Genomic DNA, 17,891 nt, shown 5'->3' with positions numbered 1-17,891 from the left:
CGGAAAGCGAAGTAATTAGTCGGAGCATTGCCAATATACATCAAACATTTCAAAATAACTACTTCGCTTAACGCAGTCATTGCACTGATTTTATACTTTCTTAACTTATAAAAAAGTCAACAGCCTTTATTTGGCTATTGACTTTGATTCATCACTTGTTGAATAAGTGCTCCAATTGATTGCGTCGATAAATTTTGATGATATCGATTTACATTTTCTGTATACCGATTTTTCTTTTGCGTATCCAGAAAAAATTGATTTATTTGTTCCTCCAATGGTTCTTTATTTAAGTCGATAGGATTTACCAATCCAAGCTGTATGAGCTCCTGCAAATTGATTTGTTCCTGACCTGGTAAAGCATGATAAACAAAAATTGGCTTCCGTTTCATCAAGCATTCACTAATTGTTACACCGCCTGGCTTTGTTAAAACAGCGTCAACCTCATTATACAATTTGTTCATCTGCGCTTTAGATTCGATATAAGGGATAGGTGTAATATTTGAATTATTTTGCTTGCTTAACGTTTGATACAATTGTTCGTTCGTTCCACAAAGTACATAGAGATGCATCTTTTTCGGCAAATGCTTATCTGATAATAGTTCATCCATACCACAACTCCCTAAACTTCCGCCTGTAATGAGTAATGCTTGTTTTTTCTCCTTTAAAGAAAATTCCTCTCGAAATACAGGATGAACGGGTATCCCAGTGATAAATATACGCTCTGCTTTCACACCTAATTTAAGTAAGAATTTCTTTACAGAGGCGGTAGGTACGAAATGATAATCAATACCTTTTATCCCCCATAATCGATTCACAAAAAAATCTGTATACGCATTAACCGTAACTGCTTGTAGCTTATTTTCTTGTTTTAGGACACTTACGATACTCGAAGGCAGGGCATGGGTTAAAAAGACAATTTCTGGATTTTCCTCTTTCACAAGTTTGTTTAAAAAAGGGCGGAATAGTAATTCATAATGGCGGTGCCTTTTCCTTTTCGACATATTTCTACAGGCAAGTAATGTATATAGTCGATCATATACGCCTGGAAATCGTTTTATCCAGCTAATATACGTTGAGGTTACTATCTTTTCTAAACTCCCATAACTATAAGATAATAATTCAACTTTGTTCGTTCGCTTGTTATTATTATAATGTAATAAATCCGTTATGAGCGTATCTGCAACATGATGATGGCCACTTGGCATTTGCAGAAAAGGTAGAAATAACGCATCTGATTGTTTAGGTTTATCCATGTTTTTAGCCCCGTCCTTAATTTCAAAAAAACAATATTGTGTTAACCCTCAAGATAGTATTTATCCATTATCTTGTTTTTTGACATGAATAGATAAACAGGCTCAGCATCTTTTTTTGTTGTCAACATATTAATTGGCATTAAAGTTATCCTTTTAAAGTAACGATAAAATCTATTTTTTAATGCGCTTTTTTCAAACCCCAATCGTTCTGCTCCTCGATACAAACTTGTGATTCCTATAACTGCCTTTATATCCGCTGCTTTTGGGTGTGCATGAACATACATTGCTAAGTTTGGCATGGCTTGTTTAATACTGTGATAAATAAATACTGCACGTTTAATATCATTAGGAAATGCATTTAATTCCTTTATTAGTTTTACATTGTGAAGGTGAATCTTTAGTAATAAGTCATTTTTTCGTAGAACTGTTCCATCTTCGAGCACGACTTTTCCACCTTTATATCTAGTGAGCCGAACCCGAAGCATCGTTCTACGCTGATTATTATCTGATATATAGGATAATCGGGAACAAGCAAAATAAATTGGATCAATACTGTCCCAGACACCTAATAGATAGCTTCTCATTGTCATATTCTTTCCACTCCATAAAATTTCTCCTACTTATTTTGTAGCTATAAAGAAATATTATAAACGGAATTTTTTGGTGAAATCTACAGAACGAATTGGTATTTTATTCATTTAATTGTTCTTGAATAACCCTAAATATAAATTCCTTTAGATCTATTATCCGCGGTGTAATGGGCTGTTCATTCGTCCCAGCTATTATTAAGGGGACAATTGACTCCTGCTTATGTAAGGATCCATGAGCAGCTCCGCTTAAGTGAAAAGGAGTAGACTGAGCTTTAAATTCACATCCTGGTTTTGCATTTACAACAAGGAATTGTCCAGGATGAGAATATAAAGCCCCATGCAATCGAGCTAATGCATCTGGAAAATCATTATAAACGATATGATTTTCTATCCATTTCAAATCCAATAATTCATGATTTCCTACTATCCACCATGATTGATTAAACTCATCTACATATTTCCCATTAGGTCTAAAGTATAATGTCCCTTCTTTCATCCCAGATTCCACACGAATACAATCATTTTCCTTCCATGCAATGATATCAATTCGCTTATCGTGTTTAAGTTTTTCAACAATTGTCCCGATGTTTACATGATCCAACATATATACATAAGCCATTCGCTGGTTAACACAAATCGCTAGTTCATCTTTTTTATGAACTGCACGTTGAATTCGAACTATTCGATAGTTATTTAAAAGCTTACGCAAATCAATAATATAGTCACGGTACTTCGTTCCTGTTGCGGAATGACCATTATCTCCAATAATCATCCAAATATTGCTATTTACTGCTTCTTCCCAACTATCAAACATATTCAACATTTTTTGAATTTGACGATCAATTTTAATAATACCTTTTATATCCATAGGTCCTTTAAAATGAATACGCGCATCCATATCTTGAAATATACAAAAAGTAAATGCTGGAAGTTTCTGTTTATGAATAAGGTACCGAAGCTCTCGTGCCATATATTTATAATTTCCAGCTGCTAGTTGTGCTGTGAACCCCACAGGGCGAAGTTTCGAAAAGAGTCCTAATGAAAAGATTGAAGGTACTTTCATGGTCCATTTTCCATCCTCAAAATAAGTGAATGTACGAAGAAATTTTGGGATTTTTAATTGCTGTAATTTATTTCCTCGATACACAAAAGAATTGATAGACGCTGAAGATAAACCGATTCGAGCTAATTCTTCATAAATAGTTGAGACCTTTTCACTCAAATGTACATTATTTAAATTATAAAGCATATGATGAATGGACTTTTTCATTCCCATACGAAACGTTTCTCTAAACCCTGTACCATAGTTGACAAATTGATTCTGTTCCGTATCAAACCAATTCAAACCTGGAATATGATGCTTATCTGCATATGTTCCGGTTAAAAGGCTGCTATCAATGGTTACTGACATGGTCGGAAACGATGTTACCATATTAGCAATATAACGACCTTGCTCCATTAAAAATTTTAAAGCTGGTGCACGTCCAGTCTGCATGGCAATTTCTAATGGCTGAGGCATTAATGAATCAATATTTAATAATATGACAGGTTTAGGTATTGATACAACATGATTATCGATTTCCACCACATCCCAAAATTCGTATTAATAACCGAAGCTAATTTTAATGTAAACAACTACAAGATTAATATACATCCCCAATAAAAAGGCAGCCATATGAAAATGGAGCTGCCCCGAAAGACAGCTCTCTTTGTATAGAAGTATACTTCCTTCTCATGTTCAACGATTCAGCTTTAGGAACAAAAGAAGCGCTCGATTAGAAACGTAGCGACTGGAGCGAGTCAACGGAGATAAAGGAATCACAGTGAGCTTGCGAGTCGTCATGACTTAGATTAGGGCGATTGTGAAGTTACCTCGTTTCTGGGCACTGGAGCTAGACATGGCTCAACACGCCCCTATTTAACCACATGGGCAAATGTTATAATTTCCTAGACAACAAAAAAGCAATGTATTTAAGCGTAGCATACGTCTTATTACACTATACTTGATTTAACTTTACCTAGCTTTACGGTTAAATAAACGGGGAAGCTGATTCCAAAAAAGAAAGAAAGTCCTGGGAGGAAACGAATTGTTACTATCATCCCTATAAAAATCATCATATAAATTACATTTTCTCTTGGATGTAAAAACAGAAGAGAAAACGACCGTTTTATTTGTAGAATCGCTTGTCGTTCCAGATCTGCATATTGAAAGAAATGAATAATACTTAAAGTGATTAATCCTAACATTCCAAGCACTGCCAGCTTTACAAGACTATATTCCCTATCCACAATCAAAAGGTTAGAACTTATTATTACCAACATGGCTTGCCAAATCAGTCCCGCTTTATTTAAAAGAATAAATGAAGAAAAATACTCGTTACGAAATGATCGAAACACTTCCCCAGTTGAAACATTGTTTTGCATCTTCCATACAGAGAATAATGCATAGGTAGCAGGAAATATTCCAAAAATGATTAACCCACAAGTAGTAAATAAAAGCCATAATAGCTGTAAATACGCAAACCAGTATAATTTTTGTATAAATAAAGCATACCTTTCTATCATGATATTCACATCTAACACCACCATTCTATATCTAACCTTTTACTGATCCAGCAACCATTCCTTTCATAATTTGCTCTTGGAAAATGAGATACATGACAATTGTAGGGATGACTGCAATTGTCATTGCGGCCATTGTCAATGCATAATCCGTACTGAATCCATCTGAAAAAATGGATAAGCTTAATGGCAATGTTTTTAATGTACTATCATTAATAAATACTAGAGCAAAAACAAATTCATTCCAATATCTTAAAAACGATAGAATAGCTACGGTTGAAAGTGCAGGAACACTCAAAGGAAGCATAATTCGAAAGAAAACCCCCCAATAACCGTTTCCATCGATAACAGCTGCCTCCTCTAATTCCTTTGGTATTGAACTCATGTATGCAACTGTTAAAAAGATGGCAATAGGTAATTCAAAGGCAGTATACGGCAAAATTAATGCCCAATACGTATCCAGTAATCCTATTTGATCCATCATAGTAAACAACGGGACTAGCGTACTATGAATAGGTATTAACATTCCCAGTAAAAAGAAAACCATTAAAAATGCTTTTAATTTGAACGTGAATCTGGATAAAACATAGGCAGTTAGTGCGCCAAGAAAAACAGTTAATGCCGTTGCAGTAATTGTAACAATAGTTGAATTCATCATTGCTGTTCCTAAATCAGCAACTTCCCAAGCTCTCGTAAAGTTTTCAAAGGAGAAATTGGTAGGAAAAGAGTGAGGTCGGGCAAAAAATTCTTTGTTTGTCTTGAAAGCACTAGTGATTAGCCAATATAAAGGGTAAATCATCATTAAGGAAAAAACTGCTAAAAATAAAATTCTTATTCCTTTAAAAAGATGGAATTTCATCGAATAGTCATCCCCTCATTCTTTCTCTTCATTAACACCTGACTTATACCAATTAAGATAAGGCTTAATAGAATTATCATCGTACTTACTGCAGAACCGTATCCGTAGCGGTACACAAGGAATGTATTATTATACATATACGTTGCTAATATTTCTGTGGATTCTGCTGGTCCACCACCTGTCATGACAAATACTTGATCGAATGCCTTTAAACTACCTGAAATACACAAGACGACAGCTACTTTAATTGTTGTCCACATATTGGGTAAGATAATGTAGATCAGTTTTTTCCATCCAGATGCTCCGTCAATCATAGCAGCCTCCTCCATCTCAGAAGGTATATTCTGAATAGCTGCAATAAAAATAATTAAATAGGGTCCAATATAATTCCAAATGATAGGAACAGCAACTGCATACATATTTACAGAAGGATCTGCTAGCCAAGCTTTTGTCCACGACTCTAAACCAACGGCACGTAATACGGTATTAATAACACCTATTTCTGGATCATAAATATATCCCCAAATCAGACCTACTACTACTGTGGAGATAACCATTGGTAAAAAAACAGCTGACCGTACAAATATTTGAAACCAGTTACTTTTACGAAGCATTAACGCTAAAGCTAATGCAATCGGTACTTGGCCAAAAACAGATGCGGCAACAATTATCAGATTATTCTTGAGAGAACGCCAAAATACAGGGCTTTGCATCACATCAATATAGTTTTGCAAGCCAATATACGTGGCATCCCCTAATCCAGACCATTCAAAAAACCCGTAGTAGGATGACCAAAATATTGGAATAATAACAAAAAAAGAATAAAGTAAAAGGGCTGGAAGTAAAGTAATTACCAACAAACCCTTTAACTTTAAATTAGATTGCATAACTGTCCCCCCTTTGCTCGATTCATTAATTAGAAGACTGTGCTTTTTGTATTGATTCAGCTACCTTCTCTGGATCTCCTCCTAACATAATTTCTTGTAATCCATTATTAACGGCTTCTCCAGCCTCTGAAGTTAGGTACAGATCATATACAGGGGCAAATTCAACTTCACGAATTAAATTAAATGCTTCAAAAAATAACGGGTTAACATTCTCTTTATCAATGTCTACATCATACATAACCATTGAATTACTTTCAGCTATTTCTTTCTGGGCATCTGCATTACTCAATTTATAAATAAGCTTTAATGCAGCTTGCTTATCTTCTCCTTTTGTCTCACTGCTAAGTAAGAAACCACCACCAGGTCCACCAGTAATTGTATTTCCTGATCCTTTACCACCCTCAATGCCTGGGACAACGGATACACCAATATTAGTTAAAACTTGTTCAGATTGAGAAGCACCTAGACTACTTAATGTCCAAGCGCCATTAATCATCATAGCTGCTTTTCCTTGCGCAAAATACTGTTCAGCCTGCGTATTATCCATACTATTTGCTCCATCTGAATAAGCTCCATTATCAACTAGCTCCTTAAAACGATGTAACGCATCGATGAATATCGGATCTGTAAATGAGGCATCTTCCTGCTCCACCGCATCTAAAAACCAATTTGTTCCTGTAACACGATCAGCTATAGCACCAAAGGTAGTTGATTGAGCTACCCAAGGAGCCTTATTCCCCATAGCAATTGGTGTGATACCTTTATCGTTAAACACTTTTATTACTTGAACAAATTCTGCCCATGTTTCTGGAACCTCTAAATTATTCGCTGTGAACAAATCTTTGTTATAATACAAAAAGGATGTAGCAGACATTGCAATTGGCGCAGAATATAATTCTCCATCATACTTGTAAGGTTCTAACGCGCCTTCTAAAAATGAATTTTTCCATTCTGGATTTTCCTCAAATAAGGATGTAATAGGCTGAATAAGCTCACCATTATAAAATTCATCGGTAAAACTACCTGCATATGTCAAGAATATATCTGGAAGTTCATTCGCAGCAGCAACTGTGCTTATTCGTTGGCGATACCCATCTACTGGGATTGCTTGCTCATCAACTTCAATCGTGGGATTCTCTTCTTCAAAATTAGCAATCATATTTCGCACTTTTCGGGCTCGTAAATCATCTCCAGCAAAGTTATGCCATATGGAAATAGAAATCTTTCCATCAGCTGCAGAACGTTTTGTCGCTTTACTATCTCCATTCCCTATACAAGCTGTTAAAATGAACATCATGATGATTCCTAGAAAGGCAATCTTTATTTTTCTCATCTTATCCCCCCTTTTGATTATTATGTATAGTTTAAAATAGCGCTTTCATATAGATAAGGGGGATGAATACCAGATTAGGGGTGAAAAATCAAAGTGTTTTAAATTTACTCTAATAATTAACCGATCTTCCTTAATCATTTCGATATGGATTGGTCAAAGAAACTACTATCTAGAGATAATAAGCTTATCTATCATGTTTGCGCCGATACTGGGTAGGGGTGTAGCCATACTTCTTTTTAAATTGTTTTGTAAAATATTTTCGATCATTATATCCCACACGTTTTGCTATATGATTAATAGCTATGGAAGAATGTTGTAAAAATTCCGTAGCCTTTTTCATACGAAGCTCCGTTAAAAGTCCAATATAGGATCTTCCAGTTCTTTTTCTAATTAACTCACTTAAGTAATTTGGGTGAATTTGAATGTGATTTGCGACATCATTCAGGGAAATAGCTTGACCTAAGTGTTTATCTATATAATAAATGGTTTCCTCTACATAGTTTGCATGTTTTTGGTAATGGGTTTGAAAGTCCGTTAGTAATATTTGGAACAATGCAAATAAAATCGGAATAGGTTGTTTGAACCATTCTGATGCTGAAGGTATCGCTCGATAATTTTCCATACGTCCAGCCATCTGATCTACATACTTTATAACTTCCATATAGAGATTTTGTACATAAAACTGAATGGAATCCGGTGTTGCTTGCGGATGTGAAAATAACCCATGTACTATTTCTCTAATCCATTCTTCTAATTTACTCTTGTCTCCCATCTTTATAAGTGAAATAACATGTTGCAAATTCTCCTCCATCGTATCATCACATACGATTCCTTTTCTTTGACGAATGTGTTCCACTTGAATAAGCTTACAGTCCACTAGAATCCATTGGAACAGTTGTAGAGATGTTATCTCACTATATAGTTCTCGTATGCTTGATAAGGTTGTTACTACCTCACTTGCCAATATCGGTTTATGGAACAATGCATTCACTTTCTTTATTGCCATCTGTAATAAATAATCATCTGCCAAATAGGGATCTCGCTTTACCACTATCAGTAATGCATTTTCATGTGTGAACCACTTTCCAAATAAATAACTATTCCACAAGGCCTCATATTTCCTTAACGTTTCTAGTTCTAGCTCTATATCCATATATAAAAGCTGAAAAGGTGGATGAGCCAGCTCAGGAATAACATCAACTACATCCATTAACTCGTGATAGTCCAATCCCTCGGCTATTAATTTTTCAAGTTTCATACGATTTAATTGCTCTTGTTCTGACTCTTTCCATTGACTATATTCTTTATCCTTCTCCAATCTTTTCTTTGCTCGTTTAACTGCTGTTATGATCTCTTCTGGACTACTGGTTTTTAATAAATAATCACAAACATCTTGACGAATCGCTTCCTGAATGAAATGAAAATCATCGTATCCAGTGAGTAAAATACTCTCTATTTGATATTCATTTTCACCTAAATAAGCTACAAGCTCCAAACCATTCATGTCATTCATCTGAATATCTGTAATTAGAATATCTGGTTTTTCATCGTCCAAGCGTTCAATTACCTCTTCAGCTGATGCGGCTGGTCTTAATAGGGTTAAACCATAGTCATTCCATGGGATGACATTTGCCATTCCTTCTCTTATAATAATCTCATCATCTGCGATTAGTACTCTCATAGCATTCCCCCCTCCTTTATCGGAATAACAAACTCAACGATTGTTCCTTGCATTTCTTTACTATCTATTCGTAAGCCACTTTCTTTTCCATAATGTAACAGGAGTCGCAAATTCACATTACGAATTCCATAATTAGTGCCAATAAGAGCTTCTGTCTCTTGATCATGTAAAAACTGATGTTTAATTTCTTGCAGTTTTGCACTTGTCATTCCAGCACCATTGTCAATAATTGAAAAGTGGATAAAATTCCCTTGTATTTGTACATGAACAGATATTTTACCAAAGTGATTAGGAAGTGGAAAAAATCCATGTTTAATACTATTTTCAATTAATGGCTGCAGAACAAGTTTTAGCATTTTATGCTGTTTCAAGTCGTTGGAAATTTCTAAGTCTATGGAAAACCTATTTGGAAAACGGATCTTTTTAATTTCTATGTAATGGAGCAAGTGACCGATTTCTTGTTCAACGGTACAATACTCATTTCCCTTATTTAAACTAAACCGTAACAATGTACTTAATGAAGAAACCATCTTTGAGATATCATGCGCCTTGGAACTTAACGCAATCCAATGAATTGCAGCTAATGTATTGTATAGAAAATGAGGATTAACCTGAGATTGCAAAGCCTTCATATCCAATTCCCGCTTTAGTGCTTCGCTTTTCTGAACCTGATTCATTAACTTGGCAATCCGCTGATTTAATTGATTATAACTACCTATTAATTCACCAATCTCATTATTTGCGTCATTATTAATTGTTTTAATTGTTTCACCCGGGTTCACTGTTTGAATGGAATTAGTTAGTGTAGTTAACGGTTTAAATACTTTTGATACAAAAAATATAACGAGACCTGCTACAAGAAGGATGGCAATCACAACGGAATAGATGGTTAACCATAAAAAATACCGATTCTGAGAACTGTATTCTCTTGATGGGACGAGGCTAATTATGTGCCATCCCACCTTCCCAATCTCTTCCGTAAATACAGTTACCTCTTCCTCTTCTGCAAGGAAAGAAAAGCGTTCTTTATTATTTTGATCCAATAATAAAGTAAGTTTATCTAGATTAATTTTTTCTTTTATATTTGTTTGACTTTGCGCTAATACATTTCCATCATTTAGAATAAAGACCGATGTACTCCACTCTGAATCTCCTGAGCTTAAATATTCCTCAACTACCCGTTGATTGAGACTAATCGATAAATAACCAATCCGTTCGAAATCTCCTGTACTACGAATAGGGCGAGTCAACGTTATCATGTCCTTATTGCCGTCTACCGTTTTGTTAACCTTACGATAGGACCACCATTTACCATTAGGAATTTGTTTAATATCAATACCTGCATTCGTATCCATCACCAGATTTGTGGATATTGGTGAATTACCATTTATCGGGTAAATGATAATATCATTAATATATCTTTTCGAAAAAGCCAAATTCGATAAGAACCCATAAATATCACGTTGTGGATATATTGGATCTCCTTCCACTTGTAAATACGCTTGCACTGCTTGATTACCAATTAAAAATACTGACATATTTTCAACATCATTTACAATAAATTCAATAGAATCCTGAATCTGCTCCAAGGAACTTTCACCTGAAATGGCTGCTCGTTCCTTTGATACCTTTACTGTCGTATAATACGAAACTAATCCTAAAACACATATTGGTACTAATACTACGATTAAAATAAAAAGTATAAGTTGATTCTTAATTGAACGGCGAAACCAGTTTTTCATTCCTAGCATTCCTTACCCGATTTGCAGATTACTCAGACAACGTGAATTATTATAGTTTTCTGAATTAATCGTATATTTAATATAACACCTTATTTCGTTTAGTACAAACCCGTACGACGAACTTTTTATAGATTTTAGCTTAAGCACAAAGACAGAAACACTCGGTAAGCGACTAAGTACTGAACCACTTCGCATGAGATGAGCGGGTTGGTGTTAACTTTCGCGACGAAAACAGGGAAGTCTATTAGTAGCTGAGCACTGTAACAGAAAGTTAACACGGCTTTTCTTTTTTACTTGAATACATAAGAAAAACTGAGCAAAATTCGCTCAGTCCTTATCACTAAATGCTCAGATTTACGCTTCCTCTAGTAGCTATTATGGAATAATAGCTACTACTTGACCACCACTCCGGCTGCCCACTTCCCTTTCCGTGGGGTTTGTCCTTCAGCTAACTTTTTTAGCAAAACCCGCTCAAAAAAGTGGATCTTTAGGTCAAACATTTCCCACAGGAGTTGAAGTGGCCGGCCTTCGCTATTATCAGGCTCTACAACGCTAGCATGAAGTAACACAGCTGCTTTTATACTCACGGATAGCGATTTTCACTTTACCCATTGTAAAAAAAGTCAACCTATTACTTATGACAAGAATTGTTGCACCTTCTCAAAGCGGAGACTAATTACGTAGACTCCTGCGGGATTAGCGCGAGCTGAAAATCCACTTTGCAACGTGTTCTTCTTTGCAAAGTTAGTTGAGGCCGTGCCCACGGAAAGCGAAGTAATTAGTCGGAGCATTGCCAATATACATCAAACATTTCAAAATAACTACTTCGCTTAACGCAGTCATTGCACTGATTTTATACTTTCTTAACTTATTAAAAAAACTGCCTTGGGATGGGATAGCCATCTTCAAGCAGTTTGTCCTTCTAACTTCCATATCCTATTTTGTTTTGTTTAATTCTACGATGCGGGCTGGAGGTAAAGATAATCCCTAATTCATGATGATCCCCTTCATATAAAGCGCCTTGCAGAAAACGCTTCTCACCGGCTCGATCAATTATTTCTAATTTAAAGAAAGCACCGCTTTTCTGTAGCGCCTCATAGAACTCCGTAATACTGACAACTTTATTTCCATTTACTCTCGCAATTGATTCTCCAGCTAATATATCTAAACGATCTGCTGGAGAATTAGGAATAACAGACAAAACTTTTAGCCCCTTATCAGTAGGTTGAAAAAAGCCTGATCGTTCATGATCTTTCGTACGATGTCGATAATTTAGATACTCTCTTCCAGCTATTCCTACAATTACTCCTGCCAAGGAAAGCCATGAATAATAGCTACTTCCCCATGCAGTTAGAAGCACAAGGAAACTGAGAATCATCATGGATTTCGCCAATTTACCAGCCGAAACCATGGGATCGTTACCTCGAACAATATGATCAAATCCAATGATAAAAGGAATCAATATTAAGCTAAAGGACTGCTCCCCTATTGTAAAATAGGGCCAATATGGAGCAAAAGAGGTTATTAAGCCTGTTGGTATAAGTATGAAAAAAGGAATCACAGCCAGCTTTTTTATATGATGCTGTCCCATCCACCCCCCTCGGCTACCTTGAACAAGTTCTGGATAGGTTTTGCCTTTGCGTGCCTTTAATAAGAGAATGCTTTCAGCAACAAGGAATATACCTATTAAGATAACTAATCCTTGGTAATTAATAGTAGAAAATAATTCGGCTGAGACTATCTTTTGCTTCTCCATTACAGTTGGAAGGAATAGGATTACGAAATAGGAAATTCCCAGTGTATAGCTTGCAGAAAGTAATGTGAATCTCCCAGTAATACTGACAAGAATTGTTATGATACAAAATAGCAGGATCGTTGTATATGAAAAAACAACCCCTAGCCCAATAGTTATAGCTGACACAATTAGTCCTAATAGAATAGAATAAAGCCATGTGCCCTTCCACTCAGAGAACATATCAAATATCTTTATCCCAAAATCCATTCTCTCTCTTCTAATTCTCTTTTTCCCTGCAAGAAAAACTAATAATATGGCCCAATATAATAATGGATTTAGAAGGACCCTTCCAATCCCCTTAACGATTTCAATGAACCAAGCTTCCAACAATATACTCACCTTCTCTATGCAACGATGTACTATTTCATTTATTCGACATCAAGGGAATGACTTCCTGCTCGATTGGAAAATCCGCGAGTAATACCCGCGGATTACTATTATTCGTATATTTCTGCTAAAGCTTTTTCTAACTGCTTATCGTCTTCACCATTTCTTATTTTATCAACAACCGCTGTTTCGATTAATCCTGCCGTTTTTTCATCTACCTTACCAGTTGAACTCACATCATTGGCAGATTGAAAATCTTTAACAGCTTCTTCCGTTTTTTCACTAAAATAGCCATCTATTCTTCCAGGATCATAACCTAATCCTTTTAACATAATCTGCACATTCTTAATATTATCTCCTGTATGATCAAGAGTCAGTGGTTCTTCAATCTGTACGGGATTTGTATAATAATAATCTGCTTGCTTTGCTTCAATGGTAGGTTTTACCCCTTTTTCATGAATCCAATTGCCTTCAGGGGAGAGCCATTTAAAAAATGTTAATTTGATGGTACTTCCATCGCCCAATGGAACTGCTTGCTGAACGGTACCTTTACCAAAACTTGTTTGACCAACTACATCATAGCCCATTTCTTTCATAGCAACTGCCAAAATTTCAGATGCTGATGCACTTCCCTCATCAATTAATACACTAATTGGATACTCTTTTCTCTCCTCAAGTTCAGAATATGAAGGAGATTTTTCTCCATTTTGATCTTCTACTTGAACGTAAGGCATATCATTTGGGACGAATTGTTTTAATATATCCTCCACGACATCTAATAAACCGCCTGGATTTCCTCGGACATCAATAACCAGCCCTTTAATTCCATCCTTTTCCATCTTATCTAGCTGTTCTGTAAATTCATCAGCTGTACGCTCAGAAAAATTGGTTATTTCGATAATACCCGTTTTCTTTCCATCTACTGTTTCCGTTTTGCTATAAACGGTTTCAACTGGAATAGTGTCTCGTGTAATTGTCACATTAAATGGTTCAGAAACTCCAGCACGCTGTATTTCTAGCTCAACTTTAGACCCTTTTTCACCGCGAATCTTAGCCACCGCTTCATTAAGATTTAACCCATCTAAACTTTCCCCATCTACTTGAAGCACTTGGTCGTTAGGTCGTAGGCCAGCTTTTTCCGCTGGTGAATCTTTAATTGGGGCCACAATGGTTACTGTATCATTCACCATACTTACTTCCGCACCAATACCTTCAAACGAAGACTCAATTTGCTCATTAAATTGCTTCATTGTCTCCACGTCCATATACGAACTATACGGATCCTCTAATGATGTCAGCATCCCTTGAATTGCTCCTTCAATTAATTGCTGATCATCTACAACCTCTAAATAATTTTCTTTTATAAGATTAAACGCTTGACCTACTTTGTTCATTTCCTTTGGGGTATTTGTCTCTTTAGCCCCCTCTATATTTTCAGTTATCGCTTTATTATCTTGTGCGTCATTATTATTAGACTGAGCAAGCTTTACACCAGCATAGCCGCCTCCAAGTCCTAAAAGTAATGCACAAACGAGAAGTAGTACTATATGTATCTTTCTTAAATTCATTATTTCACCCCAACTATTTTAATCAAAATAACATGTAATATTAAAAAGCATACCACTATCTTTCTCTTATGACTATGGTTTTACTACGCTTTTTATGTAATTATACAACGAAAGAGCAGAAAAAGACATCATACCATAAAGGATGATGCCTTTTTCTAATACTTACAATTGCTCATTTCAATCCACTGCTATTATTTTCGTATACACTAACAATCTTTAGAAAACAGCCTTTGCAATTAATTTAAGTAATTTAATGGGTTTACAGAATTACTTTTTGCAGCATTCCAGCCACCAACATGTACCTCAAAATGTAAATGTGGTCCAGTCGATGCACCAGAGTTCCCTGTTGCCCCAATTTGCTGACCTTGGCTAACAACCTGTCCAGCTGAAACGGATATACTGCTTAAATGTGCATATAATGTTGTATAGGTTGTACCGTCAATGTTATGGGTAAGCATAATGGTATTACCATATCCACTCATAACACCCGCTCTAATAACGACACCTGAAGCAGCAGCTTTTAATGGTGTGCCTATAGATGCTCCAATATCCATACCAGCATGTAACTTTTTCTTACCTGTTATAGGGTGGACTCTATATCCATAATCAGAGGTTTTATAACCAGCTGCTGGCCAAATAAAGATACCGCTTCCTCCACCTGATCCACCAGAGCCTGAGCTAACAGAAGACTGAGAATTACCAGAAGAAGAATTAGTGGTTGCCTTTTTTTGTTTTTCCTTCTCCTTAGCTAATTGTGCTAACTTACTCTTTTCGTTCTCCGCTACCTGCTTCGCTTTTTCCACAGCTGACGCTTGTGCAGCAAGTATCTCTTTTTCTTCTTGCACACTCACTTTATATTCTTCTAAATCTTCATGCTCTTTTTCTAGTGAAGCCATCATCGTTTCTTTCTCAGACATTTGCTTGTTAAGTTGCGATTTCAAAGCAACTAGCTCTGATTTCTGAGCCTCTAATGCTAACTTACGATCTTCTACTTCACTTTTCTTATTCTCAATGTCCGCCTTGTTTTTTTCTAAGGCCAATTTATCAGCAGTTTGTGCTTCCATTATTGTTTTGTCTTGATCCATAATTGTGTTTACCGCTGAAGAGCGACTAATAAAATCACCGAAGCTTTGCGAACCAAGAATAACCTCTATGTATTTCATGTTACCGCCATTCTTTTGTATATTACGTAGGCGGTCTTTCAGTAACTGTTCACGTTTTTTTATGCGTTCTTTCAATAGTACAATTTCTTCTTTTAACTTTTCAATTTGGCTCTTTAAATCCTCAATCTTTTTATTTGTCGTAGAAATCTCATTTTCTTTATTTTCAATTTTATTCCTAGTATTGGAAAGCTTTTGGTCAATTGAATTTATATCAGCTTCTACCGAATCCTGCTTGTTTAAATTTTTATCAATTTTTTCTTCCGTTTCTTTTTTATCACGATTTAATTCGCTTTGCTCTTTTTCGAGTTCCTTTTGTTCCTTTTCCAAGTCACTTATCTTTTTATCGAGCTCGTCTGTTGACTCAGCTGACACTGGGCTAGTATAGAAGGATAGTGATGTGCTTACTAAAATGACCGTCAGCAAAGATGGTATTACTTTCTTCATTCAAATATTCCCCTTTCCCTCTGTATAAATTTCAAACAATGCTCCAAAATGGCTCCTCACAAATGACAAACGCACAAACTAAACCTTTAAGAATTTACGTACACTCATAACACTTCCCCATACACCAATGACTGCACCAATGGCTAAAATAATCAACGATAGCTGTATCGCGAATGGATTATATGGCAAAATTTCAACGAAGCTGTAGTGAATACGCTGGCTCACTGTATTAGCTAAGTAATAATAGCCTGAAAGCACAATGGCAATTGGTATAATTGATCCTAATATTCCGAGCAACATCCCTTCGATAAAAAACGGCCATCTGATAAAGCCGTTGGTTGCACCAACTAGTTTCATAATGCCAATTTCCTTACTACGTGCCATAATTGTAATTTTAATCGTGTTGGAAATAAGAAAAATAGCTGTAAATAACAAGCCTACAATTAAGACCAATCCGATTGATCGTGCGTATTTATTAAATTCAAAAAGCTTTTCTACAACACCTTGACCATAATTAACCTCTTGAACGCCTTTAAGCTCTGAAATCTTCTTTGCGACCGGAGCAGTATCCTGAGGATCTGCTGTTCGTACAATGTAAACATGGTTTAAAGGATTATCCTGTTCAAACATTTGCCACGTTTGACCATTTTCACCCATGCTGTCAATTAATTTATTTAACTCATCATCCTTAGATGAGAAAACAACCGAATCTACACCATCAATCTGCTTAATCTCGTTACCTAGTTGCTGTATCTCTTGTTGGTTTATAGTCAAATCTATCAGGGCATTAATCTCAACATCGTCCTCAATATTGTCAGCCATCTGATTTAAGTTCATCATTAGCGCTAAAAAAGCACCAACTAAAATCAACGTAGTTGTTACAGCACCAACTGATGCGATCGTCATCCAACCATTTCGTCCAATATTTTTAAACCCTTCACGTATATGACGCATTAATGTTCTAATTTTCATAGCCGTAATCACCTCGGTGTTCATCTCTTGCGATTAATCCATCTTCAATGGCAATTACACGGTTTTTGAAAGTATTAACAATTTCCTTACTATGTGTAGCCATAATTACCGTTGTTCCACGATCATTGATTTCTTCTAAAATTTTCATGATGCCCCAGGACGTATCTGGATCTAAATTCCCTGTTGGTTCGTCAGCAATCACAATTTTGGGATGGTTTACAATAGCTCTAGCTATAGAAACGCGCTGCTGTTCACCACCTGAAAGTTCATCAGGAATGAACCGAGCCTTATTTTTAAGACCAACAAGCTCTAGAACATCCATCACTCGTTTTCGAATCAAACTTGGGGGCTGCTCTATTACTTCTAATGCAAAAGCAATATTTTCATAGACTGTTAGTTTTGGGAGTAATTTAAAGTCTTGGAATACAACTCCAATATCCCTACGTAACAGGGGAACTCTTTTTTCTTTTATTTCATTTACGTTAACATCGTTTATGTAGATGGAACCTTTAGTTGGCCTGACTTCCCGGTACATTAATCTTATAAATGTTGATTTCCCAGCACCGCTTGGTCCTACAATATAGACGAATTCGCCTTGCTTAATATCGACATTTATACCATTAAGTGCTGTTACACCATTGGCATATGTTTTATATACGTCTTTCATTAATATCATAATGCAATCACCTTTATCTTTTAGTTGTCATTCTTAGAT

The 17,891-nt window shown here is 35.9% G+C and carries 15 protein-coding genes; all 15 read right to left on the bottom strand.

The window, feature by feature from the left end; all coding sequences use genetic code 11:
* Positions 1 to 134 precede the first annotated feature (134 nt).
* Entirely contained in the window at positions 135 to 1,253 is a 1,119-nt protein-coding gene (locus tag JUJ52_RS13975) for an MGDG synthase family glycosyltransferase (protein WP_121605668.1), read from the bottom strand.
* A 41-nt stretch (positions 1,254 to 1,294) separates the two neighbouring features.
* Entirely contained in the window at positions 1,295 to 1,843 is a 549-nt protein-coding gene (locus JUJ52_RS13970) for a YkoP family protein (protein ID WP_228089009.1), read from the bottom strand.
* Between the two features lie 100 nt (positions 1,844 to 1,943).
* Entirely contained in the window at positions 1,944 to 3,428 is a 1,485-nt protein-coding gene (locus JUJ52_RS13965; RefSeq protein WP_228089008.1) for an alkaline phosphatase family protein, read from the bottom strand.
* A 407-nt stretch (positions 3,429 to 3,835) separates the two neighbouring features.
* On the bottom strand, positions 3,836 to 4,408 hold the full coding sequence (locus tag JUJ52_RS13960; RefSeq protein WP_226983666.1) for a DUF624 domain-containing protein: 573 nt from the start codon (positions 4,406 to 4,408) through the stop codon (positions 3,836 to 3,838).
* A gap of 31 nt (positions 4,409 to 4,439) precedes the next feature.
* The gene (locus JUJ52_RS13955) at positions 4,440 to 5,264 is read right to left on the bottom strand and encodes a carbohydrate ABC transporter permease (protein WP_051388225.1); all 825 of its coding nucleotides are present in this window, start codon (positions 5,262 to 5,264) and stop codon (positions 4,440 to 4,442) included.
* Positions 5,261 to 6,151: a carbohydrate ABC transporter permease gene (locus tag JUJ52_RS13950; protein ID WP_121605670.1), complete on the bottom strand. Its 891-nt coding sequence runs from the start codon at positions 6,149 to 6,151 to the stop codon at positions 5,261 to 5,263. The genes JUJ52_RS13955 and JUJ52_RS13950 overlap by 4 nt, the downstream gene beginning before the upstream one ends.
* A 25-nt stretch (positions 6,152 to 6,176) precedes the next feature.
* Positions 6,177 to 7,484, bottom strand: a complete 1,308-nt coding sequence (locus JUJ52_RS13945) for an extracellular solute-binding protein (protein WP_121605671.1) — start codon at positions 7,482 to 7,484, stop codon at positions 6,177 to 6,179.
* Between the two features lie 184 nt (positions 7,485 to 7,668).
* A complete protein-coding gene (locus JUJ52_RS13940) occupies positions 7,669 to 9,165 on the bottom strand; it encodes a response regulator (protein WP_121605672.1) in 1,497 nt (498 codons plus the stop codon).
* Positions 9,162 to 10,907, bottom strand: a complete 1,746-nt coding sequence (locus JUJ52_RS13935) for a cache domain-containing sensor histidine kinase (RefSeq protein WP_162986481.1) — start codon at positions 10,905 to 10,907, stop codon at positions 9,162 to 9,164. Before JUJ52_RS13935 ends, JUJ52_RS13940 begins: the two co-directional genes overlap by 4 nt.
* A 392-nt stretch (positions 10,908 to 11,299) precedes the next feature.
* Positions 11,300 to 11,494: a hypothetical protein gene (locus JUJ52_RS13930; RefSeq protein WP_121604059.1), complete on the bottom strand. Its 195-nt coding sequence runs from the start codon at positions 11,492 to 11,494 to the stop codon at positions 11,300 to 11,302.
* Positions 11,495 to 11,829: 335 nt separating this feature from the next.
* The gene (locus JUJ52_RS13925; protein ID WP_226983541.1) at positions 11,830 to 13,029 is read right to left on the bottom strand and encodes a PDZ domain-containing protein; all 1,200 of its coding nucleotides are present in this window, start codon (positions 13,027 to 13,029) and stop codon (positions 11,830 to 11,832) included.
* A 110-nt stretch (positions 13,030 to 13,139) separates the two neighbouring features.
* Entirely contained in the window at positions 13,140 to 14,597 is a 1,458-nt protein-coding gene (locus JUJ52_RS13920) for a S41 family peptidase (protein WP_205388811.1), read from the bottom strand.
* 236 nt (positions 14,598 to 14,833) lie between these two features.
* Positions 14,834 to 16,204, bottom strand: a complete 1,371-nt coding sequence (locus JUJ52_RS13915; RefSeq protein ID WP_205388812.1) for a murein hydrolase activator EnvC family protein — start codon at positions 16,202 to 16,204, stop codon at positions 14,834 to 14,836.
* Positions 16,205 to 16,282: 78 nt separating this feature from the next.
* Positions 16,283 to 17,176 (bottom strand): permease-like cell division protein FtsX, encoded by an 894-nt coding sequence (gene ftsX / locus JUJ52_RS13910; RefSeq protein ID WP_026682009.1) that lies wholly within the window; start codon positions 17,174 to 17,176, stop codon positions 16,283 to 16,285.
* Positions 17,166 to 17,852: a cell division ATP-binding protein FtsE gene (gene ftsE / locus JUJ52_RS13905; RefSeq protein ID WP_026682010.1), complete on the bottom strand. Its 687-nt coding sequence runs from the start codon at positions 17,850 to 17,852 to the stop codon at positions 17,166 to 17,168. Before ftsE ends, ftsX begins: the two co-directional genes overlap by 11 nt.
* Positions 17,853 to 17,891: the final 39 nt, after the last annotated feature.

This window comes from Virgibacillus sp. AGTR (assembly GCF_016919725.2).
Taxonomy (GTDB): domain Bacteria; phylum Bacillota; class Bacilli; order Bacillales; family Amphibacillaceae; genus Virgibacillus; species Virgibacillus salarius.
The sequence above is the reverse complement of the archived record's forward strand: the minus strand, read 5'-3'. Positions and strand labels throughout refer to the sequence as shown.

Excerpts from the sequence above, each read along its gene's own strand:
- JUJ52_RS13975 (WP_121605668.1), bottom strand. The coding sequence starts at position 1,253 with ATGGATAAACCTAAACAATCAGATGCGTTATTTCTACCTTTTCTGCAA.
- JUJ52_RS13970 (WP_228089009.1), bottom strand. The coding sequence starts at position 1,843 with ATGACAATGAGAAGCTATCTATTAGGTGTCTGGGACAGTATTGATCCA.
- JUJ52_RS13960 (WP_226983666.1), bottom strand. The coding sequence starts at position 4,408 with ATGATAGAAAGGTATGCTTTATTTATACAAAAATTATACTGGTTTGCG.
- JUJ52_RS13955 (WP_051388225.1), bottom strand. The coding sequence starts at position 5,264 with ATGAAATTCCATCTTTTTAAAGGAATAAGAATTTTATTTTTAGCAGTT.
- JUJ52_RS13950 (WP_121605670.1), bottom strand. The coding sequence starts at position 6,151 with ATGCAATCTAATTTAAAGTTAAAGGGTTTGTTGGTAATTACTTTACTT.
- JUJ52_RS13945 (WP_121605671.1), bottom strand. The coding sequence starts at position 7,484 with ATGAGAAAAATAAAGATTGCCTTTCTAGGAATCATCATGATGTTCATT.
- JUJ52_RS13940 (WP_121605672.1), bottom strand. The coding sequence starts at position 9,165 with ATGAGAGTACTAATCGCAGATGATGAGATTATTATAAGAGAAGGAATG.
- JUJ52_RS13935 (WP_162986481.1), bottom strand. The coding sequence starts at position 10,907 with ATGAAAAACTGGTTTCGCCGTTCAATTAAGAATCAACTTATACTTTTT.
- JUJ52_RS13920 (WP_205388811.1), bottom strand. The coding sequence starts at position 14,597 with ATGAATTTAAGAAAGATACATATAGTACTACTTCTCGTTTGTGCATTA.
- JUJ52_RS13915 (WP_205388812.1), bottom strand. The coding sequence starts at position 16,204 with ATGAAGAAAGTAATACCATCTTTGCTGACGGTCATTTTAGTAAGCACA.
- ftsX (WP_026682009.1), bottom strand. The coding sequence starts at position 17,176 with ATGAAAATTAGAACATTAATGCGTCATATACGTGAAGGGTTTAAAAAT.
- ftsE (WP_026682010.1), bottom strand. The coding sequence starts at position 17,852 with ATGATATTAATGAAAGACGTATATAAAACATATGCCAATGGTGTAACA.